The organism is Georgenia halophila (assembly GCF_039541595.1).
Genome location: NZ_BAABGN010000011.1, coordinates 427,848 through 452,848, shown reverse-complemented (window position 1 = coordinate 452,848; position 25,001 = coordinate 427,848). Strand labels below are relative to the sequence as shown.

Annotated in this window: 25 protein-coding genes; 10 read left to right on the top strand and 15 right to left on the bottom strand. The window is 72.8% G+C overall.

Annotated elements, in window-relative coordinates:
• Positions 1-20: 20 nt before the first annotated feature.
• From ABD907_RS13775 to ABD907_RS13750, 6 genes are read right to left on the bottom strand one after another with little or no spacing between them, the layout of a single operon-like run.
• Positions 21-1,055, bottom strand: a complete 1,035-nt coding sequence (locus ABD907_RS13775; protein WP_345216829.1) for a PT domain-containing protein — start codon at positions 1,053-1,055, stop codon at positions 21-23.
• Positions 1,052-2,080 carry a vWA domain-containing protein gene (locus ABD907_RS13770; RefSeq protein ID WP_345216828.1) on the bottom strand — a complete coding sequence of 343 codons (1,029 nt, stop codon included), beginning with the start codon at positions 2,078-2,080 and terminating at the stop codon, positions 1,052-1,054. The genes ABD907_RS13775 and ABD907_RS13770 overlap by 4 nt, the downstream gene beginning before the upstream one ends.
• On the bottom strand, positions 2,077-3,090 hold the full coding sequence (locus tag ABD907_RS13765; RefSeq protein WP_345216827.1) for a vWA domain-containing protein: 1,014 nt from the start codon (positions 3,088-3,090) through the stop codon (positions 2,077-2,079). Before ABD907_RS13765 ends, ABD907_RS13770 begins: the two co-directional genes overlap by 4 nt.
• On the bottom strand, positions 3,087-3,560 hold the full coding sequence (locus ABD907_RS13760; protein WP_345216826.1) for a hypothetical protein: 474 nt from the start codon (positions 3,558-3,560) through the stop codon (positions 3,087-3,089). The genes ABD907_RS13765 and ABD907_RS13760 overlap by 4 nt, the downstream gene beginning before the upstream one ends.
• Positions 3,544-4,437 (bottom strand): DUF58 domain-containing protein, encoded by an 894-nt coding sequence (locus ABD907_RS13755; protein ID WP_345216825.1) that lies wholly within the window; start codon positions 4,435-4,437, stop codon positions 3,544-3,546. The genes ABD907_RS13760 and ABD907_RS13755 overlap by 17 nt, the downstream gene beginning before the upstream one ends.
• A gap of 17 nt (positions 4,438-4,454) precedes the next feature.
• Entirely contained in the window at positions 4,455-5,606 is a 1,152-nt protein-coding gene (locus tag ABD907_RS13750; protein WP_345216824.1) for an AAA family ATPase, read from the bottom strand.
• A 122-nt stretch (positions 5,607-5,728) separates the two neighbouring features.
• On the opposite strand from ABD907_RS13750, the gene ABD907_RS13745 reads away from it, so the two are divergent.
• On the top strand, positions 5,729-7,807 hold the full coding sequence (locus ABD907_RS13745; RefSeq protein ID WP_345216823.1) for a bifunctional copper resistance protein CopD/cytochrome c oxidase assembly protein: 2,079 nt from the start codon (positions 5,729-5,731) through the stop codon (positions 7,805-7,807).
• On the opposite strand, the gene ABD907_RS13740 is transcribed toward ABD907_RS13745, so the two are convergent.
• Positions 7,791-8,516 (bottom strand): LmeA family phospholipid-binding protein, encoded by a 726-nt coding sequence (locus ABD907_RS13740; protein ID WP_345216822.1) that lies wholly within the window; start codon positions 8,514-8,516, stop codon positions 7,791-7,793. The genes ABD907_RS13745 and ABD907_RS13740 overlap by 17 nt on opposite strands.
• Positions 8,517-8,602: 86 nt before the next feature.
• Here ABD907_RS13740 and ABD907_RS13735 point away from each other — a divergent pair, with 86 nt between their 5' ends.
• From ABD907_RS13735 to ABD907_RS13725, 3 genes are all read left to right on the top strand, one after another.
• A complete protein-coding gene (locus ABD907_RS13735; protein WP_345216821.1) occupies positions 8,603-10,078 on the top strand; it encodes a variant leucine-rich repeat-containing protein in 1,476 nt (491 codons plus the stop codon).
• An 86-nt stretch (positions 10,079-10,164) separates the two neighbouring features.
• On the top strand, positions 10,165-10,644 hold the full coding sequence (locus ABD907_RS13730; RefSeq protein WP_345216820.1) for an RrF2 family transcriptional regulator: 480 nt from the start codon (positions 10,165-10,167) through the stop codon (positions 10,642-10,644).
• An 82-nt stretch (positions 10,645-10,726) separates the two neighbouring features.
• Positions 10,727-11,161, top strand: coding sequence for a carboxymuconolactone decarboxylase family protein (locus ABD907_RS13725; protein ID WP_345216819.1), 435 nt, complete (start codon positions 10,727-10,729; stop codon positions 11,159-11,161).
• A 63-nt stretch (positions 11,162-11,224) separates the two neighbouring features.
• Here ABD907_RS13725 and ABD907_RS13720 read toward each other — a convergent pair whose 3' ends face one another.
• Complete coding sequence (locus tag ABD907_RS13720; RefSeq protein ID WP_345216818.1) at positions 11,225-12,067, bottom strand: N-acetylmuramoyl-L-alanine amidase; 843 nt, start codon at positions 12,065-12,067, stop codon at positions 11,225-11,227.
• 48 nt (positions 12,068-12,115) lie between these two features.
• Here ABD907_RS13720 and ABD907_RS13715 point away from each other — a divergent pair, with 48 nt between their 5' ends.
• The gene (locus tag ABD907_RS13715) at positions 12,116-14,203 is read left to right on the top strand and encodes an alpha/beta fold hydrolase (protein ID WP_425555764.1); all 2,088 of its coding nucleotides are present in this window, start codon (positions 12,116-12,118) and stop codon (positions 14,201-14,203) included.
• 14 nt (positions 14,204-14,217) lie between these two features.
• Here the strand turns inward: ABD907_RS13715 and ABD907_RS13710 are convergent, their stop codons facing one another.
• Positions 14,218-14,364 (bottom strand): hypothetical protein, encoded by a 147-nt coding sequence (locus ABD907_RS13710; RefSeq protein ID WP_345216816.1) that lies wholly within the window; start codon positions 14,362-14,364, stop codon positions 14,218-14,220.
• A 154-nt stretch (positions 14,365-14,518) separates the two neighbouring features.
• Between ABD907_RS13710 and ABD907_RS13705 the strand changes: the two genes are divergently transcribed.
• Positions 14,519-15,505 (top strand): helix-turn-helix transcriptional regulator, encoded by a 987-nt coding sequence (locus tag ABD907_RS13705; protein WP_345216815.1) that lies wholly within the window; start codon positions 14,519-14,521, stop codon positions 15,503-15,505.
• A gap of 9 nt (positions 15,506-15,514) precedes the next feature.
• On the opposite strand, the gene ABD907_RS13700 is transcribed toward ABD907_RS13705, so the two are convergent.
• Complete coding sequence (locus ABD907_RS13700) at positions 15,515-16,321, bottom strand: UbiA family prenyltransferase (RefSeq protein ID WP_345216814.1); 807 nt, start codon at positions 16,319-16,321, stop codon at positions 15,515-15,517.
• Between the two features lie 40 nt (positions 16,322-16,361).
• On the opposite strand from ABD907_RS13700, the gene ABD907_RS13695 reads away from it, so the two are divergent.
• From ABD907_RS13695 to ABD907_RS13685, 3 genes are read left to right on the top strand one after another with little or no spacing between them, the layout of a single operon-like run.
• Positions 16,362-17,423, top strand: a complete 1,062-nt coding sequence (locus ABD907_RS13695) for a type III polyketide synthase (protein ID WP_345216813.1) — start codon at positions 16,362-16,364, stop codon at positions 17,421-17,423.
• A complete protein-coding gene (locus ABD907_RS13690; protein WP_345216812.1) occupies positions 17,420-17,938 on the top strand; it encodes an isoprenylcysteine carboxyl methyltransferase family protein in 519 nt (172 codons plus the stop codon). The genes ABD907_RS13695 and ABD907_RS13690 overlap by 4 nt, the downstream gene beginning before the upstream one ends.
• Positions 17,935-19,002, top strand: coding sequence for an NAD(P)/FAD-dependent oxidoreductase (locus ABD907_RS13685; protein ID WP_345216811.1), 1,068 nt, complete (start codon positions 17,935-17,937; stop codon positions 19,000-19,002). The genes ABD907_RS13690 and ABD907_RS13685 overlap by 4 nt, the downstream gene beginning before the upstream one ends.
• Before the next feature lie 21 nt (positions 19,003-19,023).
• Here the strand turns inward: ABD907_RS13685 and ABD907_RS13680 are convergent, their stop codons facing one another.
• The 5 genes from ABD907_RS13680 to ABD907_RS13660 form a co-directional block, all read right to left on the bottom strand.
• Positions 19,024-20,472: a dihydrolipoamide acetyltransferase family protein gene (locus ABD907_RS13680; protein ID WP_345216810.1), complete on the bottom strand. Its 1,449-nt coding sequence runs from the start codon at positions 20,470-20,472 to the stop codon at positions 19,024-19,026.
• Positions 20,473-20,541: 69 nt separating this feature from the next.
• Positions 20,542-21,540 (bottom strand): alpha-ketoacid dehydrogenase subunit beta, encoded by a 999-nt coding sequence (locus ABD907_RS13675; RefSeq protein ID WP_345216809.1) that lies wholly within the window; start codon positions 21,538-21,540, stop codon positions 20,542-20,544.
• A complete protein-coding gene (pdhA, locus tag ABD907_RS13670) occupies positions 21,537-22,634 on the bottom strand; it encodes a pyruvate dehydrogenase (acetyl-transferring) E1 component subunit alpha (RefSeq protein WP_425555771.1) in 1,098 nt (365 codons plus the stop codon). The genes ABD907_RS13675 and pdhA overlap by 4 nt, the downstream gene beginning before the upstream one ends.
• A gap of 286 nt (positions 22,635-22,920) precedes the next feature.
• Complete coding sequence (locus ABD907_RS13665) at positions 22,921-23,706, bottom strand: fructosamine kinase family protein (RefSeq protein ID WP_345216807.1); 786 nt, start codon at positions 23,704-23,706, stop codon at positions 22,921-22,923.
• A gap of 24 nt (positions 23,707-23,730) precedes the next feature.
• Entirely contained in the window at positions 23,731-24,540 is an 810-nt protein-coding gene (locus ABD907_RS13660; RefSeq protein WP_345216806.1) for a putative protein N(5)-glutamine methyltransferase, read from the bottom strand.
• A gap of 187 nt (positions 24,541-24,727) precedes the next feature.
• On the opposite strand from ABD907_RS13660, the gene ABD907_RS13655 reads away from it, so the two are divergent.
• Positions 24,728-24,988, top strand: coding sequence for a hypothetical protein (locus ABD907_RS13655; protein ID WP_345216805.1), 261 nt, complete (start codon positions 24,728-24,730; stop codon positions 24,986-24,988).
• Positions 24,989-25,001 lie beyond the last annotated feature (13 nt).

The window sequence follows — 25,001 nt, the reverse complement described above, 5'->3', positions numbered from 1 at the left end:
CGCGTCACCAGCTCTGCGCGTCACCAGTTCTGTCCGCCGCCGAAGCCGCCGCCCTCCTGCTGCTCCTGCTGCTGCCGGTCGCGCTCGGCGTCCTCGTTGCGCTCCTCGAGCTCCTCCTGCTGCGGATCCGGCGGCGGTTCGGTGGGCTGCTCCTGCTCTTCTTGGCCCTCCTGCCCCTCCTGGCCCTCCTCACTCTCCTGGTTGTCGCCACCCTGGTCCTCGGACTCCTGCTGCGCCTGCCCGCGCTTCTGCTGCTGGCGCTGCTCGGTCTCGTCGGGCGTACCGGGGTCCTGCTGCTGATTCGGGTCCTGGGTCGGCTCGCCGCTCGGCTCACCGGAGGGTTGCCCGCTGGGCTCACCGGACGGCTCACCGCTGGGCTCACCCGACGGCTCACCCGACGGCTCACCGGACGGCTCCCCGCTGGGCTCACCCGACGGCTCACCACTCGGCTCCCCGCTGGGCTCGTCGGGCGGTGGCTGCTGCTGCTGGTCCTGCTGCTGCTCGCCGGCTTCCGACTCGCCGTCGGAGCTGCACGGCCCGACGACGTTCAGGGCCTCGTCGTAGTGGGTGATGGCCATCGCCGGGTCACCCTCCGCGAGGGAGTCGTCACCCATGGCCTCCAGCGCCAGGGAGAGGTTCCGGCGGACGCGGCACTCCGGCGTCGTCGGGTCGGGGTTTCCCTCGGCGTCCGTGGTCCCCAGCGGCACCAGCTCGAGAGCCTCCCGCAGGTCCTCCGCGGCGGGGAAGTGCTCGGCGGCCTGCAGCTCGGCGGTACCGCTGTTGAACCACGCCTTCCACGGCTCGATGACGACCGGGGTGAACGTCTGCTGCCAGCGGTACCGCTCCGCGGCCTCGGGGTACCGCTGCTCGTCGTACGCGGCCCGCGCGTGCAGGTTCCCGAACGTGACACCCAGCAGCAGGCTGCCCACCAGCAGCAGCGTCAGCACGACCGGTGCCGACCACAGCAGCATGCGCCGACGCAGTGCCAGGTGCGGCGGCAGCGGCGGACGGGGCCTCGTGCCCGCGTACCCCAGACCTTTCTGCTGCGCGCTCATGCGGAGACCTCCCGCAGCCGACGGGTGCGGCCGCTCAGGTAGAACGCCTCCCACGCGACCAGCCCGGCCAGCAGCGCACCGGCCGGCCACGTCACGTCACGGTAGGTCTCGACCGACCGACGGCCGTCCGAGGCGATCTCCTCGATGTTGATGCCGTCGGTGATGTGGCCCACCGGGCTCGGCTCCACGCGGTGGGTGTACTCGACGCCCATCTCCTCGGCGACCCGCCGAAGGTTCTCCTCGTCGATCCGGGAGACGGCCGGCGGTGCCCCGGGCAACGTGTCGTCCGTGATGTACGGCGCGTCGGACCCGGCCCCGGAGTCTTCCGTGCCGTCGTACTGGCGCATCCGGCCGCCCTCGGGAGTGCCGTAGCCGAACACTGCCCCGGCGTCGATGACGTCGTTCAGCGGTGCGTAGCTCTGCCTCCCCCCGGAGGTGGAGGAGTCGTCGCCGTCGGTGTTCTCGCCGTCGGACATGAAGAAGACGAGGCGGACGTTGCCGGGGTTGCGCTCGGCCGCTCCCTCCAGGGCGTTCGTCAGAGCGCCGAGCGGGCGGTCGATCGACGAGCCGGCCGAGTAGTAGGTGATCTCCTGACGCACTGTCTCGGCCCACGACAGCACGGCGCGCGAGTCCGTGGTGAGCGGCAGCTGCCTGGTGGCCTGGGAGTCGAAGGCGATCACCGAGTAGTGCGCCCCGGGGAGAGCCTCGACGACCGCGCCGATGTCGTGACGGACGCCCTCCAGCCGCGGCTGGTCGCCGTTGTAGTCCTCCGCGGCCATCGAACCGGTCCGGTCGACGACGAAGAAGATCTCGGCGTTGGACTGCACCTGCTCCGTGGCCGCCGGCATGGCGGGAGTGAGACCGATGACCAACGTCGCCAGCGCCATCGCGCTGCGCCGCGCCCAGGCGGTGGCCGTGCCGTCCTGGGTACGGCGCGCCCGCCACCACGACCAGCCGCACAGCACGAGCATCGGCCCGAGCACGAGCACGAGCGCCCAGACCGGCCACACCATCCGCAGGATCATGCGCGCAGCCTCCAGACCACGAGGAGGAACAGGCCGAGCCCGGCGACCAGCCACCCGTACCAGCGGTCCGGGCGGTCGGTGTGCACCACCTCCGGGTCGGCGTCGAGCTCGACGGCCTGCTGAGCGGCGATGCTCTCGACGATGCCCTCGACGGCGGCCGGGTCGTCGGCCTCGTAGAACAGGCCGCCGCGGCTGGTGATCACCCGCTCGTACTCGGCGCGCGCCTCCTCCGAGCTGGCGTCGGAGGCCGAGGCGTAGAGGCCGTGAACGGCGATGTCGCGCTCGGCGGCCAGATCCGCGGCCTCGGGGAGCGTGTAGACCGGCTCGCCCATGACGAGGTTGTCGGTGACCAGGATGATCGAGCGCGACCGGTCGGCGTCGGCGTGGTCGAAGGCCAGGGCGCAACTGGCGAGCCCGTCGCCGACGAGCGAGGAGGCGCTGGTCGAGTAGGACACCGTCCCGGCGAGGAAGTCCTCGAGCCGTTCGAGGTCCTCCTGGTCGTAGATAAAGGCGTCGATGTCGAAGTCCAGCGCCACCGCGGCGGAGTCGAGCTGCTCCTGCACGAGCGTGTAGTCGTCGGTGAGCGGGAACACCATGCGGGAGGTGTTGTTCCAGACGCTCAGCGCGATGCGTTCGCCCTCGAAGGACTCCACCATCGTGGAGAACTTCTCCACGATCTCGGTGTCGAACTCGATCATCGATCCCGAGACGTCGAGGCACAGGACGATGTCACGGGTCGCGAGCTGCTCCGAGCGGATGTCACGGTCGACCGGCCGCGCGGTCAGGGCGGAGGAGGCCACCGCGGTCAGCGCGAGCGCGGACGCGCCGAGGGCCAGGCCCCACCGCAGCATCTTCATGCGGCGCCGGTAGCCCTTGAGCGAGCGCACGTACTCGGAGTTCGCCACCCAGGTCACCGCGGTCCGCCTGACGCCGCGGCGCCGCGGGTACCAGCCGACGAGCGCCGCGACGACGATCACGCCGAGGATGACCGGCACGAGCCATGGCGTCACCACCGCGTGATCACCTCCTTGGCGTTGGTCACGGAAACCAGGGCTTCGGCGTCCGAGCGCACCGCGAAGCTCGGCTCCTCGTACACGGCGAGGACCTCACCGACACGGCGGGTCGGGTCGTAGCCGCCGATGTCGCCACGGGTCCAGGCGGTCACGTCGGTACCGATGCGCTCCGAGGCGAACTTGCGCATGGTCGCGGACAGCTCGAGGTGGAGCACCCGCAGGTCGTACTCACCCCGGGCGTACCTGGCGTGGTGTGCGTCCACCTCGGCGGCGTAGCGCTGGCGCAGCGTCGGCGGCATCGGCGAGGGGGCCCAGTCCTTGCGGGCACGGGCCGCCACCCTCTCGGGGTTCGTCCAGACGTGGACGAAGATGTACCAGGCCAGGACGAGGGCGAGCAGCACCGCACCGACCGTGGGTACCCACCACGCGTAGGCCTCGGGCGGCAGCAGGTCAGCGACGGGCGACACGGTGCTGTCTCCCCAGCAGGTCGATGAGCTGGTCGATCAGGTCGTCCTCGCTCGTCACCGTCACCGCCTGGATGCCACGACGGCGCAGCATCGCGAGGACCTCGGACTTGCGTGCCTCGACGGCGGCGACCGCCTCGGCGTGCAACGCCTTGTCGTCCCGCAGGAAGGCCGGCAGGTCGGCGCCGGTGTCGATGTCCGCCGTCGGGCCGATGCCGGGGGTGGTGGGCAAGGCGTCGGCGACGGAGATGACCATGATCTCGTGGCGGGTGCGCAGGCGGCGCAGCGCGTGCTCGTGCTCCGGCGCCGGCCGTGCCTCGTCGGTGATGATCACGATGAGGGAGCGGCGGCTGAACAAGGTCCGCGCCCGGTCGAGGAGCCGGCCCAGGTCCGACGGCGGCGAGTCCACGGAGAACGCGCGCTCCACCATGCGCAGCAGCAGCTCCATGTGCTCGGTGCCGGCCCGGCCGGGCAGCTGCGACATCCGTTCGGCATCGCCGGCCAGCAGCGCGACGAGGTCGCCGCGGGACCGCGCCAGGTACGCGACGACGTCGGCCGCGAACATCGCGACCCGGGACTTCGGCTCACCGGAGGGCGCCGCCGTCGCCATGTTCCGCCCGGTGTCGACCATGAGGACGAGCGAGAGGTTCGACTCACGCACGAAACGGCGGATGATCGGGATGCCGGCGCGCGCCGAGGACTTCCAGTCGATGTCGCTGACGTCGTCACCGGGGTGGTACTCCACCTGGTCGTCGAAGTCCTGTCCGTGCCCGGTGAAGATCGACCGGTGGCGCCCCTCGAGCAGGCCCGCGGCGCGGCGGACCGTGGGAAGGTCCAGGCGGGCACGGACCTTCTCCAGTCGAGAGGTGGTCGAGGACATCCAGGCTCGCTCCTCGCTCAGGGAGTCGGAACGGTGGCGAAGACGGCGTCGATGAGGGACTCCGGGGCCACGTTGTTGGCCAGCGCGTCGTAGGTGCGCACGAGCCGGTGCCGCAGCACCGGGTGCCGCAGCTTCTTGACGTCGTCGGGGACCACGTAGGTACGGCCCTCCTGGAGCGCGACGGCCTGCGCCACCCGCATCAGCGCGATGCCGCCGCGGGGTGAGGCGCCGACGCGCACGTGCTGGTTGAAGTTCGGCAGCGGACGCGGCCCGCCGCCGCGCGTGGTGTTGATGAGCGCCACGATGTACTGCCGGATCGAGAGATCCACGTACACCCGCCCGACGAGCTCCTGCAGGAACAGCACGTCCTCGAGAGTGATCGGCTGGTGCTCGATGGGTTGGCGGTACGCCTTGGAGGAGGTCAGCTCGAGGATGTCGACCTCCTCGCTCGGCGTCGGGTAGGTCAGCACCTCCTTCATGAGGAAGCGGTCCATCTGCGCCTCGGGCAGGACGTAGGTGCCCTCCTCCTCGATGGGGTTCTGGGTCGCCAGCGTCATGAACGGCGTCGGCAGCGGGTAGATCTCGCCGCCGATGGAGGTCTGTCGCTCCTGCATCGCCTCGAGCATCGCCGACTGGGTCTTCGCCGAGGACCGGTTGATCTCGTCCAGGAGCACGAAGTTCGCGTGGACGGGGCCGAGCTGGGTGGAGAAGTCGTTCGTGGAGTAGTTGAAGATCTGGGTGCCCACGATGTCGTTCGGCATCAGGTCCGGCGTGCACTGGATGCGGTGGAACGAGCCGGAGACCGAGGCGGCGAGCGTGGAGGCGGCGGTGGTCTTCGCCAGACCGGGGACGGACTCGAGGAGCACGTGGCCGCCGGAGAGCAGCGTGGAGATCAGCGCCGTGCGCAGGCCCTCCTGACCGATGACGCGTTCGCCGAAGATCGTGATGGCGCGCTGCACCAGCGACGTCGCACGCTGGATCTCGGTCTCGCTGATCGGAGCGTTCTCCGGCGCCGGATCGGTGTTCTGCTGCGCGTGCTGCGTGGGCGGCTGCGCGGGCGGCGGCTGCGCGGGTGGTGGCTGCGGGTTCCAGCCGGAAGGCCCGGCCGCGCCCCGGTCGGCGGCCTCGTCGGGCCGGCCGGCCTCGTGCGCCGATCGCTGCGGATTCATCGTCCCCCCGATTCTGGTGACCAGCCGTCGTTCATCGTGGTCGAGGGTATGGCACCCGGCTGAGTCCTGGGCGACGGAGGCACCGGACAGAACTCGGCGTGTGCGCGGCATACGCTGGTCCAGTGCCTGAGACGACCACCCCGACGGCCCGTGCGCGAGCCTGGGCGGTGGGCGCTCTCCCCGTCCTGCTGCTGGGTGTCCTCGCCGGGGTGGTGACCACCGGGGCCGCTGCCCCGACGGTGATCGACCCCGGCTCGGTGGTGCGCTGGGGTCTGCCGATGGTCTCCGCGCTCGCCGACGCCGCGGCCGCGGGGACCGTCGGCGCGTTCGCGTTGTGCGCCCTGGTGCTGCCGGCCGGTACCGCCGTGCCCCGGGAGTCGGGGCAGCGCCAGACGGCACGACGGACGACGGCGGACGGCCGGGCGTGGTCGCTCGCCGCGCGCGTCGGGGCCGGCGCCGCCGTCGTCTGGGCGCTCGCTCAGCTGGCTCACCTGCTGCTGACCTACGGCTCGGTCGCCGGCGCGTTCGGCGGCCCGCAGTTCGGTGCCCAGCTGGCGCAGTTCGTCACCGAGCTCGAGCTGGGCCAAGACCTGCTGTGGTCCACGGCGTTGAGCGCCGTCGTCGCTCTGGTGGCGGCCGCCGTCACCGGATTCCGCTCAGCCGCGCTGACGGTGGTGCTGGCGCTCGTGGCGCTGGTGCCGCTCGCGCTGACGGGGCACGCCTCCGGGGCGGCCAGCCACTCGCTCGCCGTGTCCTCGTGGTGGATGCACATCGTCGGCATCTGCGTCTGGGTGGGCGGCCTGGCGGTGCTGTGCGTGCTCTCCGGCCGCCTGGGACCGGATCTGCCCGACGCCGCCGAGCGGTACTCGCGCACGGCGCTGTGGGCGTTCCTGGCCGTCGCGTTCTCCGGGATCGCGAACGCCTGGATCCGGCTGTCCTCGCCGCTGGACCTGCTCACCCATCCCTACGGCCAGCTGCTCGCGGTGAAGATCGTGCTGACGGCCGCCCTGGGGGCCGCCGGCTGGGCGCACCGGCGATCGACCCTCCCGGCGATCCGGGCGCACGCCGAGGCGGGCGCTGGCGGGGCGGGTCACCGCGCCGGCCGCGCCTTCTGGCGCCTGGCCGGCGTCGAGGTCCTGGTCATGGCCGCCACGATGGGCATCGGCGCGGCGCTGGCCTCCTCGGCGCCGCCCGTGCCTCAGGACCCGATCACCGACGCGAGCCCGACGTACCTCATCACCGGCTACCCGGTGCCGCCCTACCCGACGCCGCTGACCTACCTCACCGAGACCCGGCTGGAACCGCTGCTCTTCTTCGGGACCGTGTCCGCCGTCGTGGTCTACCTCATGTGGGTACGGCGGCTGCGGCGCCGCGGCGACACCTGGCCGGCGATCCGCACGGTCTCCTGGATCGCCGGCTGGACGCTGTTCGCGTGGGTGACCAACGGCGGTCCGGTCGTCTACGGGGCGGTGCTGTTCAGCGCGCACATGCTCATGCACATGCTCCTGGCGATGGTGGTGCCGATCTTCCTGGTGATCGGGGCACCGGTCACGCTTGCCATGCGTGCGCTGCCGCACCGCCAGGACGGCTCCCGCGGGCCGCGCGAGTGGCTGCTGGCCATCGTGCACGCGCCCGTGGCCCGGTTCCTGGCCCACCCGGTCGTCGCGGCCGTCAACTTCGCCGGCTCGCTGATCGTCTTCTACTACACGGACTTCTTCGAGCTGGCCCTGACCACCCACGTCGGCCACCTGGTGATGGTCGGGCACTTCACGATGGCGGGCTACCTCTTCGCGAACGCGCTCGTCGGGGTGGACCCGGGGCCGTCGCGACCGTCCTACCCGCTGCGGCTGGTGCTGCTGCTGGCGACGATGGGCTTTCACGCCTTCTTCGGCGTCACGCTGATCTCGCAGACCACCCTGCTGGCGGGCAACTTCTTCGGCTGGCTCGGGCTGCCGTGGGGAGTGGACGCACTGGCCGACCAGGCCCGCGGCGGGGCGATCACCTGGGGCATCGGCGAGCTGCCCACGCTGGCGCTGGCCATCGGCGTCGCGGTGGCCTGGTCGAAGGACGACACCCGCACGGCGCGGCGCTCCGACCGCAAGGCGGACCGGGACGACGACGCCGAGCTGCGCGCCTACAACGCCATGCTCACCGAACGCGCGCGCCGGGCGGGCGGTCAGGACGTCACTCCTCGAGAGTGACGTCCTCGCCGGTCAACCTCAGGCGCAGCCCGCCGTCGACCGGTTCCACACCGACCAGGCGCAGTCCCAGCGGCAGCTCGCCGACGTCGATCTCGGTCTCCAGCAACCCGTCGGGCACGACGGCGGCCAGGGTCGACCGCTCGACCGTGGCGCCGCCGAGCTCCGCCTCGACCACGCGGACGACCACTCCGGCGTCCGTGACCGCGGGCTCGGCGCGCAGCGCGAGGTCAATGCCCATCAGCTCGGTGCTCAGGCGCAGGCCGTCGGTGTCGGTGCGCACGCTCACGCCGGGGTGCTCGCGCTGGACCAGCGCCTCGACCGAGGCGTCCGGCAGCGTACCGGTCAGCTCCAGCCGGTCGACGACGGAAGGCGCCTGCACCGTCACGCCGCGCGCGTGGCCGCTCACCTCGCGCAGCATGAGGCCGTCGACGCCGGCGGTCTCATCGAGGACCACGGCGTCCACCTCGGCCCGGACGCTGTCCAGCTCACCGGCGGCGACCTGGGTGAGGAACGGGAACCCCTCGACCGCGATGCGGGGCTCCTCGGCGAGGTCCAACGAGCCGGCAAGCTGCCCGGCGACGCGTTCCTCGGTGCGCGCGTGGAGCACCCGGTCGGCCGCCCAGGCGGCGACGACGAGCAGCAGGACGAGCGCCGCCGCCACGACGATGCGCCGCCCGCGGCGGCCTGGACGGGTGGTGATGCGGCTCACCGAGCCAGCCTAGGCAGCCACGCCGCGGAGGGCTTCTGTGTAGTGTCGGGGCCGGATCGACGCGGGTTCGAGGAGGTGACGGCCGCATGACGGGCGCTGACGGTAACGCCGGGCAGCCAGATCTGGCAGCGCAGGCGGCTGATCCGAGCACGCCGCTGGCCACTCTGCAGACCCTCGCCCAGCACCACCCGGAGCTGCGCGCAGCGATCGCCGAGAACCCGGCGACCTACCCGGGCCTGCTCGAGTGGCTCGGCAGGCTGGGCATGCCCGACGTCGACGCCGCCCTCGCCCGCCGGGCCGAGGCCGGGCAGGCCGTGCAGGCACCGCCGCCTCCGCCCGAGGCCGAACCAGGGGCAGAACCGGAACCGGACCTGGGGCAGACCCCGCCGGTCGTGGAACCGTCCGCCGGTCCGCCGACAGAGGCGATCGAGCCCCCCACCGAGGCCGAGCCACCGGCACGGGCGGCCGACCGCGGCGAACCGTCGGCGGACGGGTCGCAGCCCGTGGAACGCCGCTCGATCCTCGGCCGGGGCGAGCAGGCCGAGGCGGGTGCCGGTGCGGGTGCATGGGGTGCCACGCAGATGCCGCCCGCCCGGCCGCCGCAGACCCCACCGACCCAGCCGACACAACCGACTCGGCCGGCGCAGTGGCAGCCGACCCACCAGCCGGCCGAGCCCTCCTGGGAACCGCCGTCCGAGTCCGGCGCCCTCTTCGGCGCGGCCGCTCGGGACGAGCACGAGGATGCTCGGCGACGCTCGTGGGTGCCCCTGGCCCTCCTCGCCGTGCTCGCCGCGATCCTCGTCATCATCGTCATCATCCAGCTCACCGGCGGCGAGGACGAGCCGGAGCCGCCGGCCCCGACCGGCGAGCAGACGCAGGATCAGGCCGACGAGCCGGAGCAGACCGGGCAGGGCGAGACCACCGACGTCGAGGCCGCCCGGGAGCAGCTGACCTCCCTGCCGGAGTCCACCTCGTGCGAGGACCCGAGCAGTGACGCCGGCACCTTCGGCACGTTCGCCGCGGCCGCGGCCCCGGACGGGACGTGGGCGCAGGAGTCCGACAGCCAGCTCGTCATCGACACGCTCCAGGGCCTGCAGCAGTCCTGCTCCAACGTCTACGCCGTCTCGGTCGCCGGGGCACTGACCGAGGGGGAGGGGACGCCCGAGGTGCTCGCGTCCACGGTCAGCGAGGCAGGCACGGACTGGGTCGACTTCGCCCGACCGGCTCCCGACGGCGCCACCGAGATCTCCACGTTCGCGTCGCCGTCGGGCAACATCCAGTGCGACCTGGGCGGCGACCTGGCGCGGTGCACCATCCTGGAGCACAACTTCGACGCCCCGCAGGGGTGTGACGACGGCACCACCCTCGCCGTGCCGATGGACGGGGAGGTCTCGAACCGGTGCGACTCACCGGTGGGCGCCCAGGGCGACGTTCTGCAGTACGGAGACTCCGGCGTCTCCGACTTCTACGCGTGCACGAGCGAGGAGACGGGCATGACCTGCTGGAACACGTTGACCGGCCACGGCTTCTCGATGGCCCGGGCGGGCTACGAGACCTTCTGACCGCGAGGCACCGGTGACCCGCCGGACGCTCTTGCCCGACGCCGCGAATTTGGATATCTTCTATCCAGGTTAAGACGGGAGCGGGCATGAAGATGAGCGAGGGCGTGGAGTGGGCGGCCCACGTCTGCGTCCTGCTGCACTGGCTCGAGGCCGGGGACACCGCGCCGGTCCCGGCAGCCCGGCTGGCCGAGGCGTACGACCTCCCGGCTCCGTATCTCGTCAAGCAGCTCCAGGCGCTGACCCGGGCGGGAATCACCGAATCGGTCCCCGGCGTCCGCGGCGGCGTCCGGCTCGCCCGGCCCGCCGACCGGATCTCGCTCATGGACGTCGTGACGGCCATCGAGGGTCGCTCCGAGGCCTTCAGCTGCACGGAGATCCGGCAGCGCGGCATGAACGCGGAACGGCCCGCACGGGACTTCGCCAAGCCGTGCGGCATCGCGCACGCGATGCGCTCGGCCGAGCTCGCCTGGCGCAGGCAGCTCGCGGCGACCACCATCGCCGACCTCTCGGCGTCGACCCCCTCGACCGTCGCCCAGCACGCCCGGCGGCACTTCAGTAGCGCCTGACCGAAACCGTTCCCGACGTTCTCGTTCGCCGAACCGAACCGAACCTGGACATCAGACGTCCACCTTAAGGAGAGTAAGAGCAATGTCCCGCACTCCCACCCGCCGGGCTTCGCCGGAGACGTTCCGCACCCTCGTAGCGCTCGACGGCCGCCTGAAGAGCTCCCTGGGCCCGGTGCTCTACGACCTGGTGAAGCTCCGCGCGTCCCAGCTCAACGGCTGCGCCTACTGCGTCGACAAGCATGCCGCCGACCTCGAGAAGCAGGGTGTGCCGACCCGCACGGTCCACGGCGTCGCCGCGTGGCGCGAGAGCCCGTTCTTCGACGACGACCAGCGCGTCGCGCTGACCTTCGCCGAGGCCCTCACCGGTGGCGTCGACGCCATCGACGACGGCGTGTGGGAGGCGGCTGGGAGGCTCCTCGGGCAGGAGCGGCGCGCCGATCTCGTCATCGCCGTCGGCACGATCAACACCTGGAACATGTCAAGCATCACGACGCACCTACGGCCAAGCGCGGACTGATCTCGGCCGCGAGAGGGCTTCCGGCGCCGCCAGCCCGTCCGAGTCGGCGCTCCTGAGGCATCGTCAGTCCGCCCGCTCGGCCGCCCAGTCGAGCAGGCCGGCGGCGATCGCCTCGGCGTAGCGCTGCCGACCCTCCTCGCTCTCGACGAGCGCGGCCTCCTCGGGGTTGCGCATCTCGGCGAGCTCGAGCATCACCACCGGACGCTCGGCCCAGTTCAGGGTGCCGAGGTCCGGCCGCTCGCTGAGGGCGTCCGGCACGGCGGTCGACGGCGTGAAGCCTGCGTCGTCGAGCGCGTCGAGGAGGTGCCGGGCGAGCACCCGGGACGGCTCGCCCTGCGCGTCGTTGAGCGGCGGGTCGGAGACGATGGCGAAGTAGCCCCGCACGGCCGGGTCCTCAGAGCCGTTGGCGTGGACCGAGACGAGGACGTCCGCACCGGACTCCTGCGCGGAGCGGCCACGGACGTCGATGCACGGCCCCACGCCGTCGTTGCTGTCGCGGGTGAGGGTGACGGTGGCGCCGTCGTCCTCGAGCAGGTCCCGTGCGCGGATGGCGACGTCCCACGTGAAGGCATGCTCGGGATACCCGGACGCGGCGGACGTTCCGACGGTGTTGCAGGCCTTGGTGCCGCCACGACCGTCGCCGACGCTCTCGTTGATCTGCGCGACGGCGTCGGCGTTGCCGCCGTTGTGGCCGGGATCGAGGACGATGTGCACGCCGTCCAGCGGAGGCGGCGGCGGCTCGGGTGTGGGACTGGGCGTGGGTGTCGGGGAGGACGCCGCCGTCGTGGGCGCCGGGGGTTCGGGCGCCGGTAGCGGCGCCGACCCGATCCGCAGCCCGACCGCCGCGGCCACGAGCGCGACCAGCACACCCAGGACGACGAGGAGGCGGGAAGGGCGAGCTGGCACGGCCCCATCCTGACACCTGTTCGCGGTGGCGCCGGCCTCCGTGGTGGGATGTGCCGCGTGACACAGCCGCGCCAGCAGTCGACCCCCTTTCACGACCTCGACGAGTACGTAGCACTCCCCCGGCTCGCCGGCCTGACCCTCTCGCCCGACGGCACCCGGCTCGTCACCGGCGTGAGCGTGCTCGACGACGACGCCACGAGGTACGTCACGGCGCTGTGGGAGATCGACCCGGGCGGCGAGCGGCCGGCTCACCGGCTCACGCGCGGCGCGACGGGAGAGTCGCAGGCCCGTTTCACGCCCGCGGGTGACCTGCTGTTCGTCGCGTCCCGACCGGACGGCTCCGACGCGGACGACAAGCCGGCGCTGTGGACAATCCCGTCCCACGGCGGTGAGGCACGCGTGCTGGCGACGCACCCGGGCGGCGTCGAGGCGACGCAGACCGGCCAGACCGGCGTCGCCGTCGTCGTCCAGGCCTCCGCGATGCCGCGGGCGGCAGGCCTGGCGGACGAGGAGCGGCTCCGCAAGGCGCGCAAGGACAAGAAGGTCGCCGCGATCCTGCACACCGGGTACCCGGTGCGGCACTGGGACCACGACCTCGGCCCGGCCGCACCGCGGCTGTACGCGCTGACGCTCGCCGACGGCGGCGCCGTGGCAGGCACGGTCAGCGCGGCCACCGCGGACGAGCCACTCCCCCTGCGGGACCTGACCCCGGACGCCGGGACGCATCTGGTCCGGGCGGGGCACGACGTCGCCCCGGACTCCTCGTTCCTCGTGAGCGAGTGGCGCGTACCGGAGGGACGGGCGAGCCTGCGCTCGGACCTCGTCCGGATCGACGTCGCGACCGGTGCACGGACGACCCTGCTGACCGCCGACGAGACCGTCGAGTACGGCTCCCCCCGCATCAGCCCGGACGGAGGTCTCCTCGCGTACGTGCGCCGCGAGCGCTCGACGGCGGAGCACGCGCCGCGACCGACGCTGTGGCTCCTCGACCTGACAACGGGTGATAGCCGCCCCGTGGCGGAGGGCTGGGACAGATGGCCGGGCCAGACCCGGTGGCTGCCGGACTCCGGCGGCTTGCTGGTCGTGGCCGACGAGGACGGTCGCGCGCCGGTCTTCCACGTCGACGTCGCCTCCGGAGCGGTCACCCGCCTGACGGACGAGGGCGCCTACTCCGACGTCGTCATCGCGCCGGACGGCCGCGCCGCCTACGCGCTGCGTTCCTCCTACGGGTACCCGGCCGAGGTGGTGCGCCTCGACCTCGCGGACCTGTCCGCGGTGACGGTGACCGCGCTGCGTGCCCCGGTCGACCGCCCGGAACTTCCGGGCCGGCTCACCGAGGTCGAGACGACTGCGGAGGATGGCACCCGGGTGCGGTCCTGGCTGGCGCTGCCCGCCGGCGCTTCCGCGGAAGCGCCGGCGCCGCTGCTGCTGTGGATCCACGGCGGGCCGCTTGGCTCGTGGAATGCGTGGAGCTGGCGGTGGAACCCGTGGCTGATGGTCGCGCAGGGCTTCGCCGTGCTGCTGCCGGACCCGGCGCTGTCAACGGGCTACGGCCAGGAGATGATCGAGCGGGGCTGGGCTCGGTGGGGCGCCGAGCCCTACACGGACCTGATGGCCGCGACCGACGCCGTGGTGGCACGCGGTGACATCGACGAGACGCGCACCGGGGCGATGGGCGGCTCGTTCGGCGGCTACATGGCGAACTGGGTGGCCGGGCACACCGACCGGTTCAAGGCAATCGTCACCCACGCCAGCCTGTGGTCGCTCGAGAACTTCGGACCGAGCACGGACGCGGCGTACCACTGGTCCCGCGAGATGAGCCCGAAGATGCAGGAGACGTACTCACCGCACCGGTTCGTCTCGCAGATCCGCACGCCCATGCTCGTGGTGCACGGCGACAAGGACTACCGGGTGCCGATCGGCGAGGGCCTGCGGCTCTGGTACGAGGTGCTGGCCTCGTCCGGGCTGCCACAGGCTGCGGACGGCTCGACGCCGCACCGCTTCCTGTACTTCCCGGACGAGAACCACTGGGTCCTCGCCCCGCAGCACGCCAAGGTCTGGTACCAGGTGGTGCTCGGCTTCCTCACCGAGCACGTGCTGAATCAGACCGGTGAACTCCCTGAGCTACTGGGCTGAGGAGAGGACCGAACTCAGTCCGGCTTCTCGCCCAGACAGCTGACGCACATCGGCGAGAAGCCGCCGGCCTGATCGGCTCCCTCGTTCGCGTCCGTCGAGCTGAGGCCGAACACAGAGAGCAGGAGGGTCAGCAGTCCGCCGACCAGTACGCGCTCGAACATCGTTTGTCTCCGATCGATTCGTCTACCCAAGGCCTGGGAAGGCCAACGGTAGCGTGGTCGCTCCGGTCGCACCCGAGTATATGACCAAGAACTAGGCGATCTCCGGCGTGATGGTGCCGACCGCGGCGATAGCATCGGGTTCCAGACAAGGGGAATGATGTTCGAACCACTGGGGATCGGCGCGCGCGACATAGCCGTCTATCGCGCGCTCTTGGCGGACCCGGACGCCGGCGAGTCCGACCTCGCCGTGATTGCCGGCGCTGACGAGCAGGACGTGTCCGGCTCGCTCAGTGTCCTCGAGGAGCGCGGATTCCTGCGCCGCTCGCACACCGCCGCCGACCGGTTCCACGCGGAGCCGCCGCAGGTCGCGTTCGAACGCCTGCTCGGCGACGAGGAGCGCGACCTGCATCGCGCGCAGGAGCGGTTGAGCTTGTGGCGCGCCAAGGCCGCGGAGCTGGTGGACGACCTCAACCGGTCCAGCCCCAGCTCGACGTACGGCGAGTTCGAGAGGCTCGTCGGCGTGGACGACATCGTCACGAGGATGCGTGCGCTCGCCAGGGCCGCCAAGGTGTCCGTCGACTCGATCGTGCCCAACCTCCCGGCGAAGCATGGCCTGGACCAGGCCAGGGTCGACGACGGCGAGCTGCTCGATCGCGGGATCGCAGTCCGGGCGATCTACCAGCCCGAGGCGCGGCAGAACGAGGACGCCCTCGACTTCGCGCGTTGGTTCAGCGCCAAGGGTGGCCAGATCCGCACGGCGCTCGATCTGCCGAATCGGCTGGTGCTCTTCGACCGGGACGTGGCGCTGTTCCTCTCCGACCCGCTGACGACCCGTCAGGGCGCGATCGTGCTCAACACGCCGGGGGCCGTGACCACGCTGCAGGCCTACTTCGAGCTCCTGTGGTCCTCGGCCGAGGAGCTCGGTCTCCCGGCCGCCGACTACGAGGATCTCAAGCCCGAGGAACGCGACCTCCTCAAGCTCTTGTCCCGCGGCGACAAGGACGAGGCGATCGCTCGCTCGCTCGGCGTCTCCATCCGCACCGTCCGGCGCATGACCAACAACCTCAGCACCAAGGCGGGCGCGAGCAGCCGCTTCGAGCTCGGCGTCAAGGCCGTCGCGCACGGCTGGGTCGACGCCTAGGGGCAATGCTCAGCCGCGCACGAGCAGCACGACGACGTCGACGACGGCGATAGCCAGGGCGGCTCGGAACGGCGCCCGGCCGCCGCGCGCCAGGGCGAGGGCCGCGAGCGCAACGACGACCGCCAGCACCACCCACGCCCACACCGGCGCCGAACCGGCCGGGCCCAGCACGGCCACGGCCGACCCGACCGTCAGGGCCAGCAGGGCGAGGATCGTCGTCGTCCGCGCGCCGAGCCGGTGCGGCAGGCCACGGACACCGGTCGCGGCGTCGTCGGCCAGGTCGGGCAGCACGTTCACCAGGTGAGCTCCGAGACCGAGGAGGCTCCCGACGGCGATCATCCACACCGGTGGCGGCGCCGGCGGGTCGAGGGCCAGCCACGCCACCGCCGGCAGCGAGCCGAACGCGACGACGTACGGCAGCCAGGACAGCGCGGTGCGCTTGAAGAACAGGTTGTACGCCACGCCCGAGCCGACCAGCAGCACCACGTGCACCGCGCCGGCGGCCGGTCCGAGCAGCGCCGAGGCCGCGACGCACAGCACGCTCGCCCCCACCAGCGCCGCGCGCAGCACCGGTTCGCTGAGCTCGCCGGTCGCCACGGGCTTGTCCCGGCGCCCCACCTGGTGGTCCCGGTCCGCGTCGACCAGGTCGTTGGACCACCCGATCGTCAGCTGTCCGAGCAGCACCGCCACGGTGACCAGCACGACGACCGCGACCCCGTGCCCGGCGACCACTGCCACCAGGGTGGCGAGGACCGTCACCGCCGCCGCGGGAGCGGGATGGCTTGCGCGCACGAGCGCGCCGGCGGTGGCGGGCACACGGGAAGCGTAGGGAACGCCCGAACCGTACGCTCGACAGATGACGCACCTCGCGGGCGTGGCGGCCGTTCTGCCCGAGCACCGCTACGACCAGGCGACCATCACCGACGCGCTGGTCGGCCTCATCGGCCTCGACTCTCGCCGTGCCGCGGTGATGCGGAAGATCCACGCCGGCGCCGGCGTCGACGAGCGACACCTGGCCCTCCCCCTGGAGCGGTACGCCGCACTCACCGACTTCGGCGCCGCCAACGACGCCTTCATCGCCGCCGCGGTCGATCTGGGGGCGGAGGCGGTCGCCGGTGCGCTGGAACGTGCGGGCCTGGCGCCGCAGGAGGTCGACGTCGTCGTCTCCACCACCGTGACCGGCCTGGCCGTGCCGTCGTTGGAGTCGCGGATCGCGGCTCGCCTCGGGATGCGCGAGGACCTCGTCCGCGTGCCGCTGATGGGCCTGGGCTGCATGGCCGGTGCCGCCGGTCTGGGCCGCGTGCGCGACCTGCTGCACGGCCGCCCGGACGGCGTCGCGGTGCTCGTCTCGGCCGAGCTGTGCTCGCTCACCGTCCAGCACGGCGACCCCTCGACGGCGAACCTCGTCGCCTCCGGGCTCTTCGGTGACGGCGCGGCGGCCGTGGTCGTCGTCGGCCCGGAGCACCCGGCGGCGGGCACGGCCGGGCCGCACGTCGTGGCCGCCGGGAGCCGGACCTACCCCGGCACCGAGGCGACGATGGGCTGGGACGTGCGGGCCTCCGGGCTACGGATCGTGCTCGGCGTCGAGGTGCCGGAGCTGGTGCGCGGGCACGTGGGCCGCGACGTCGCCGCCTTCCTCGCGGACCAGGAGATGACCGTCGAGGACATCGGCTGGTGGGTGTGCCACCCGGGCGGCCCCAAGGTCATCGACGCCATGGTGGACGCGCTCGGCGTCGAGCCCGACGAGCTCGCGCTGACCACCGACTCGCTGCGGCGCGTCGGGAACCTCTCCTCGGCCTCGGTGCTGCACATCCTGCGGGACACCCTCGACCAGCGCCCACCGACGCCCGGCACGTACGGCATGATGCTCGCGATGGGCCCCGGCTTCGGTCTCGAGATGGTGCTGCTGCGGGCATGACCAGCGAGATCCTCTTCACCGTGCTGGTGCTCGCCGTGGGTTGCGAGCGCCTGGCCGAGCTGCGCGTGGCGCGGCGGAACGCGGCGTGGAGCTTCGCCCGCGGCGGCGTGGAGTCGGGCTCCGGCCACTACCCCGTCATGGTCGTGCTGCACACGGGCCTGCTGCTCGGTGCGCTGGCCGAGGTCTGGCTGCGGCGGCCGGACGCCGTCCCCGCCCTCGCCTGGCCGATGCTCGTGCTGGCCGTCGGCGCCCAGGCGCTGCGGTGGTGGTGCATCGCCACACTCGGTCCGCGATGGAACACGCGGGTCATCGTGGTGCCGGACCTGCCGCTGGTCGACGGGGGCCCGTACCGGTGGTTCCGCCACCCCAACTACGTCGCCGTCGTGATCGAGGGCTTCGCGTTGCCGCTGGTCCACTCGGCGTGGATCACCGCCGTCGTGTTCTCGGTGGCGAACGCCTTCCTGCTGGGCGTGCGGATCCGCACGGAGAACCGGGCTCTGGGGACCGCTCCGTGACCGGTGGCACGACGGATCTCGTGGTGGCCGGGGGCGGCCCGGCTGGTCTCGCGACGGCGCTGTACGCCGCCCGGGCCGGGCTGTCGGTGGTGGTCCATGAGCCGCGCCGGGGGCCGATCGACAAGGCGTGCGGCGAGGGACTGATGCCGTCCGCCGTCGGCCGGCTGGACGACCTCGACGTCCGCCCCGACGGTCAGGTGCTGCGCGGCATCCGGTACGTCGCCGGCGGTGACTACGTCACCCGCGTCGCCGGCGGCTCGGACGGCGCGACGGCCGAGGCGCCGTTCCGGACCGGCGTGGGTCGCGGGGTGCGCCGCACCGCACTGCACGCCGCCCTGCGCGAGGCGGTCGACGCCGCCGGGGTGACGGTCACGAGCGAGCCCGTGAGCGACGTCGTGCCCCGGGAGGAGGAGGTGCTCGTCGACGGCGCCGCGGCCCGGTTCCTCGTGGTCGCGGACGGGCTGCACTCGCCGCTGCGCCGTCGCCTGCAGCTGGAGGGCTCACCCCGCAGGCCGCGGCGGTACGGGCTGCGCCGGCACGTCCGGGTCGCGCCGTGGACGGACCTGGTCGAGGTGCACTGGGCCGAGCGCGTCGAGGCGTACGTGACGCCGGTGGGCCCGGACGAGGTGGGAATAGCGCTGCTGACCGCCGACCGCAGCTCCTACGACGACCAGCTCGCCGCCTTCCCCGCGCTCCTCGAGCGGATCGGAGACGCACCGGCCACCTCGACCGTCCGCGGCGCGGGCCCGCTGCACCAGGTCAGCACCCGCCGCGTCGCCGGACGCGCGCTGCTCGTCGGCGACGCCAGCGGGTACGTCGACGCCCTGACCGGGGAGGGCGTGGCCCTCGCGCTCGCCCAGGCGGAGGCCGCGGTCGCCGCGATCACCGCGGGCAGGCCCGACGACTACGAGACCGCCTGGTGGCGCATCGTGCGTCGCCACCGGATCCTGACCCGGGCGCTCCTCACGGCGGCCGCGGTGCCGCCGGTGCGGCGCCGGCTCGTGCCGACGGCCCAGGCCCTGCCCGGCGTCTTCGCCGGTGCCGTGCACCAGATCTGCCGGTGAGCAGGCCGGGCACAGCTCGCGTCAGCTCCAGACGAGCACCTGCGAGGGGTCCTCGAGGACCTTGGCGACGTCGGCCAGGACCTTGGCACCGAGAGCGCCGTCGACGAGCCGGTGATCCATGGACAGCGCGAGCTGGCTGACCCAGCGCGGCTTGATCTTGTCCTTGTGCACCCACGGCTGGCGGCGGACCGCCCCGAAGGCGAGGATCACCGACTCGCCGGGGTTGAGGATCGGGGTGCCGCTGTCGATACCGAAGACACCGACGTTCGTGATGGAGACCGTGCCGTCGGACATGTCCTTCGGCGTGGTCGTGCCCGCGCGGGCCTGGGTCGTCAGGTCCCCGAGCGCAGCGGCGAGCTCGTGCAGCGTCAGCCGGTTGGCGTTCTTGATGTTCGGCACCATGAGGCCGCGCGGCGTCTGGGCGGCGATGCCCATGTTGACGTAGTGCTTGTAGACGATCTCCTGGTTCTCCGCGTCCCAGGAGGCGTTGACCTCGGGGTTGCGGCGGATCGCGTGGATGAACGCCTTCATGACGATCAGCAGCGGCGTGACCCGGACGTCGGCGAACTCCTTGTCCTGCTTGAGCCGATCGACGAGCTTCATCGTGCGGGTGACGTCGACGGTGTGGAAGACCGTCACGTGCGGGGCGGTGAACGCGGAGGAGACCATCGCCTCGGCGGTACGCCTGCGCACCGCGCGGGCCGCCACCCGGGTCTGGCGGCCGTCCTGGGAGACCGTGCCGCCCTCGAGCCACGGCTCCTCGTCACCCGGGTAGGTGGCGAGCTGCTGGACCTCGGTGCGCTGCTGCTGCTCGACGACGTCCTCGCGGGTGATGATCCCGCCCGGGCCCGAGCCGCTGATGGCCGCCAGGTCGATGCCCAGGTCCTTGGCGAGCTTGCGTACCGGGGGCTTGGCGAGCACGCGGATGTCGCCGGCCGTGCGAGCGGGTGCCGCGGCCGGCCGCTCGGCGGGCGGCTGGCCGGTCGCAGGCTGCCGGGCCGCCGCCGGTCCGGACGACGGCGCAGCCGCCTTCCGCGGCCGGCGCCCGTGGCTCGGAGCCCGCGTGCCGTACCCGACGAGCACCGATCCGGAGCTCTCCGACTCCTCGGCCGGCGCCTCGCCGTCGGACCCGGCGTGCGCGTCGTCCGTGCCGGACGCAGGCTCGACAGCGGGCGCCGCGGCTCCGGCGGACGCTCCGCCGTCGGACGGCTTCTCGGGCCCGCCCGGGTCGACGTCGATGACGACGATCGGTGACCCGACCGCCACCGTGGCCCCCTCCTCGGCGAGGAGCTCGTGGACGCGGCCGGCGTACGGGCTGGGCAGCTCCACGACGGACTTGGCCGTCTCGATCTCGCACAGCTGCTGGTTGGTGGCCACCGTGTCGCCGACCGCCACGGACCAGGTGACGATGTCGGCCTCGGTCAGCCCCTCGCCGACGTCGGGGAGTCGGAACTGCTGGTAGGTCGGCACGTGTGCTCCTCTGCGTGGTGCTGCGGTCGGTGGGGCGCGGCGGTGCGCCGACTAGCGGCGGTGCACCGACTAGTACGCCATGGCCCGGTCGACAGCGTCGAGGACCCGGTCCAGGTTCGGCAGGTAGTGCTCCTCGTGCTTCGCGGCCGGGTAGGGCGTGCTGTAGCCGCCGACCCGCAGCACCGGCGCCTCGAGGGAGTAGAAGCAGCGCTCGGTGATCCGGGCGGCCAGCTCGGCGCCCGGGCCGAGGAACACCGGGGCCTCGTGGGCGACCACGAGCCGGCCGGTACGTTCCACCGAGGCCGCGACGGTGTCGACGTCGAGCGGGGAGACCGAGCGCAGGTCGATGACCTCCAGCTCGGTGCCCTCCCCGGCGGCGACCTCCGCGGCGGCGAGCAGCGTCTTGACCGTGGGCCCGTAGCCCGCGACGGTCACGTGGGTCCCGCTCCGCACGGTGCGGGCGGCGTGCAGACCGGTCGTCACGCCGGTGGTGGACAGGTCGACGTCGGTCTCCAGGTCGACCTCGGCCTTGTCCCAGTACCGGGCCTTGGGCTCGAGGAAGAGCACGGGGTCGGGCGAGGCGATGGCCTGCTGAATCATCGTGTAGCCGTCGGCGGCCGTGGCCGGCGACACCACCCGTAGCCCCGGGGTGTGCGCGAAGTACGCCTCGGGCGACTCGCTGTGGTGCTCGATCGCACCGATGCCGCCGCCGTACGGCACGCGGATGACCACCGGGACACTCACGTCCCCCATGGAGCGGTAGCTGAGGTTGGCCAGCTGCGTGGTGATCTGGTTGTAGCCGGGGAAGATGAACCCGTCGAACTGGATCTCGCACACCGGACGGTAGCCGGCCATCGCGAGCCCGATGGCGGTGCCCACGATGCCGGACTCTGCGAGCGGGGTGTCGACGACTCGGTCCTTGCCGAAGGTCTCCTGCAGCCCGTCGGTGACGCGGAAGACGCCACCCAGCGGACCGATGTCCTCGCCCATGAGCAGGACCTTCGGGTCGCTCTCCAGGGCGGCACGCAGGCCGGCGTTGATCGACCGGGCCAGGGCTGTGGCGCTCACGCGTCCCCTCCGTCGGTGAAGCTCTCCTCGTAGGCGAGGAAATCGGCGCGCTCGGCCGCGACCAGCGGGTGCGGCGCCTGGTACACGTTGTCGAACATCTCGACGGTCGGGCCGGCGACCAGTTCTCGGCACCGGTCGCGGGTCGCGGTGGCCAGCTCGTCCGCCTCCTGCTCGACGGCGCCGAAGAACTCCTCGTCGGCCAGGTGCTCGGACTCGAGGTAGGCGCGCAGCCGAGCGATCGGGTCCTTCCCGGCCCAGCGCTCCTCCTCCTCGCGCTCGCGGTAGCGGCTGGGGTCGTCGGAGGTCGTGTGAGCGCCCAGCCGGTAGGTGACGGCCTCGATGAACGTCGGGCCGCCGCCGGAGCGGGCGCGTTCGAGCGCCTGCCGCGCGACGGCGTAGCAGGCGAGGACGTCGTTGCCGTCCACCCGGACCGAGGGGATGCCGAACCCGGTGCCGCGCGTGGCCAGCGGAACGGGCGACTGGGTGGCGGCGGGCACGGAGATCGCCCACTGGTTGTTCTGCACGAAGAAGACGACCGGGGCGTTGTTGGAGGCGGCGAAGACGAGGGCCTCGTTGACGTCACCCTGAGAGGTGGCGCCGTCGCCGAAGTAGGTGACGACCGCGCGGTCCCGGTCCTGGTCGCCGGTGCCCACGTCGCCGTCGCGCTGGACACCCATGGCGTAGCCGACGGCGTGCAGGGTGTGGCTGCCGATGACGATGGAGTACAGGTGGAAGTTGTGCTCGTGCGGGTCCCAGCCGCCGTGCCGGGTGCCGCGGAAGAGTGCGAGCAGCTTGGGCAGCTCCATGCCGCGCACCTGCGCGACGCCGTGCTCGCGGTAGGACGGGAAGACGAAGTCCTTCGGCCGCAGGGCGTGTGCCGACCCGACCTGGGCGCCCTCCTGCCCGAGCGACGGCGGCCAGAGGCCCAGCTCGCCCTGGCGCTGCAGGGAGGTCGCCTGGGCGTCGAAGGCGCGGGTGAGGACCATGTCGCGGTACATCTCGCGGACGGCACCGGCGTCGAGGTCGTCGACGAGCGGATCGTACTCCGCGTGCTGGTGGCGGCGTCCCTCGGCGTCGAGGAGCTGGATCGTCATGGCGTCGGTGGTCTTCTCGATGGTGGTGAGCGGATCTGGCAACGGCGGTCCTCCTCGGCGAAGGCGCTTCCGCGCCGGTCGGTCCTCGGTGTTCCGCCGCGCTCGCGGCATGGGTGGCGCAGCGAGCGCGGCGGTCGGTCTGGTCATGGTGGCGACCTGAAACCTACGCCAGCGTAGGCTACGCAACCGTCGGTTCAGTTTCGTGGATACCTCCAAAGAACAGCGTGTCGACGATGAGATTCTGTCCATGATCTGTGGGATTCCACAGCACGGCCCCGTTGAGTCGTCAGGCGTACCGGGCGGCGATGCGCGCCGTCTGGGCGCCGTAGAACCCGCCGAAGAGGGCGGCGTGCACGATGAGGATGTGCAGCTGGTGCAGGCCCACCCGCTCGCGCCAGCCGTCCGCCAGCGGTGAGACCTCGTCGTAGCCGGCGACGATCCGGTCGCGGTGCGGGGCACCGAACACGCCGAGCTGGGCCAGGTCGGACTCGGCGTGACCGCCGTGGGCGGCCGGGTCGATGAGCGTGCCGACGGTTCCGCCGGAGCCCCAGAGCACGTTGCCGGACCACAGGTCGCCGTGGAGCCGCGCCGCCCCGGCCGGATCGACGAGTGCCGGCTGCGGGGCGTCGAAGTCGCCGGCCGCGAGCCGGTCCGCGCAGCGCTCGACCGTGGCCGCGCCCGCGGTGTCGATCGAGCCGTTCCCGACGGCGGTCCGCAGATACGGCAGGATCCTGTCCTCGGCGTAGAACTCGCCCCAGGCGCGGGAGGGTGTTTTCGCGGCACGCAGCGGCAGCGGGGCCCGCCCCATGAACCCGTCGCCGTCGAAACCCGGCGGCGGGCAGCCGTGGTGCGACGCCCCCGCGGCGTGCGTGCGGGCCAGGGACCGGCCGAAGGCCTCCGCGGCGGCCGGCTCCGGCGCGCCGTCGTCGACCCGGCGGGTCTGCAGGACGCCGGGCGCCTCGTCGACGATCTCGGCGACGGCGGCCCCGCCCGCGTCGGCCAGCCAGCGCAGTCCGGCGGCCTCGAACTCGGTGGCACGAGGGTCGCTGTCGGTCTTGCGGTAGGTGCTCACGGTTCCATCCTGGCGCGTCGGCGCTCAGCCCGCCCGGCCGGCTGCCGGGCCTGCTGCCCGGCCGAGGACGGCGGTCGCGCCGATCGACTCGTCGGTGTGGATGCTCGGGTCGAGGCGGGCACCGCGCATCAGCTCGGCGACGGGCGGCGCCTGCCCGGCGGAGACCTCGGCGAGCACGACGCCGCCCGGCCGCAGCCAGTGCTCGGCACCCGCGATGAGCCGCCGCTGGACGTCCAGGCCGTCGGCTCCCCCGTCGAGCGCGACGCGGTGCTCGTGGTCACGGGCCTCGGGCGGCATGTGCGCGATCTCGTCCGTGGGGACGTACGGCGCGTTGGCGATCAGGACATCGACGCGGCCGCGGAGGCCGTCGGCCAGCGGGGCGTAGAGGTCGCCGAGGAGGACCCGGCCGGCCGGCAGGTTCAGGCGGGCGCACGCGACGGCGGCAGGGTCGACGTCGACCGCCCAGAGCTGCAACCCGGGCACCCGGGCGGTCACGGCGGCGCTCAGCGCGCCGGTGCCGCAGCCGAGGTCGACCACGACGGCGCCCGGCGCGGCGCGCGCGACGGCGAGGCGGACGAGGAGGGCGGAGCGCTGCCGAGGGACGAAGACTCCCCGCGCCACGGTCACCCGGGTCCCGGCGAGCTCGGCCCAGCCGACCACCACCTCCAACGGCTCGCCGGCCACGCGGCGGCCGACCATCGACTCGAGCTCGACGGCCGAGCTCGCCTCGGCGCTGAGGAGCGCCGCCTCGTCCTCCGCGAAGACGCACCCGGCCGCACGGAGCCGGGCCACGAGCTCTGGTTCGGTGCGCGGCACTGCCGGTGCGGAGGTCATCCCTCGATCGTGGCACGAAGGGCGCGCTCGCGGTCCACAAGGCAGCACGGGCGCCGCCGCCTCCACAGCGCCATCCGTCAGGCGCGCGACGGCAGGGCCGGCCTGCTTAGCGTGCGTGGCGGACGTAGGCGGAGCGGACTTCTGGGCGACGCGGGCCTCTCCGCGTCCATGAGCGGAAGGGAGTGAGATGAGCGGGAGCTACGGGGTCTTCAGCGTGGCGGCAGGTCTGGACGGCGCGATCGGCACGTTGGAAGAGGTCAGGGCGGAGCTGGCTCGGTCGATGCCGACGTCGGGCTGGACCGGACCCGGCTCGCAGTCGTACGCCGACGCCGTCTCCCTGCTGCTCGGCCGGACCCAGACCGTCAACGCGTCGATGTACTCGGTGCTGCCCGCGCTCCACACGGCGGACGCCGTGGCTTCCGCCCAGATCGCGGGCGGCGCCGGATGAGGACGGTGCACCC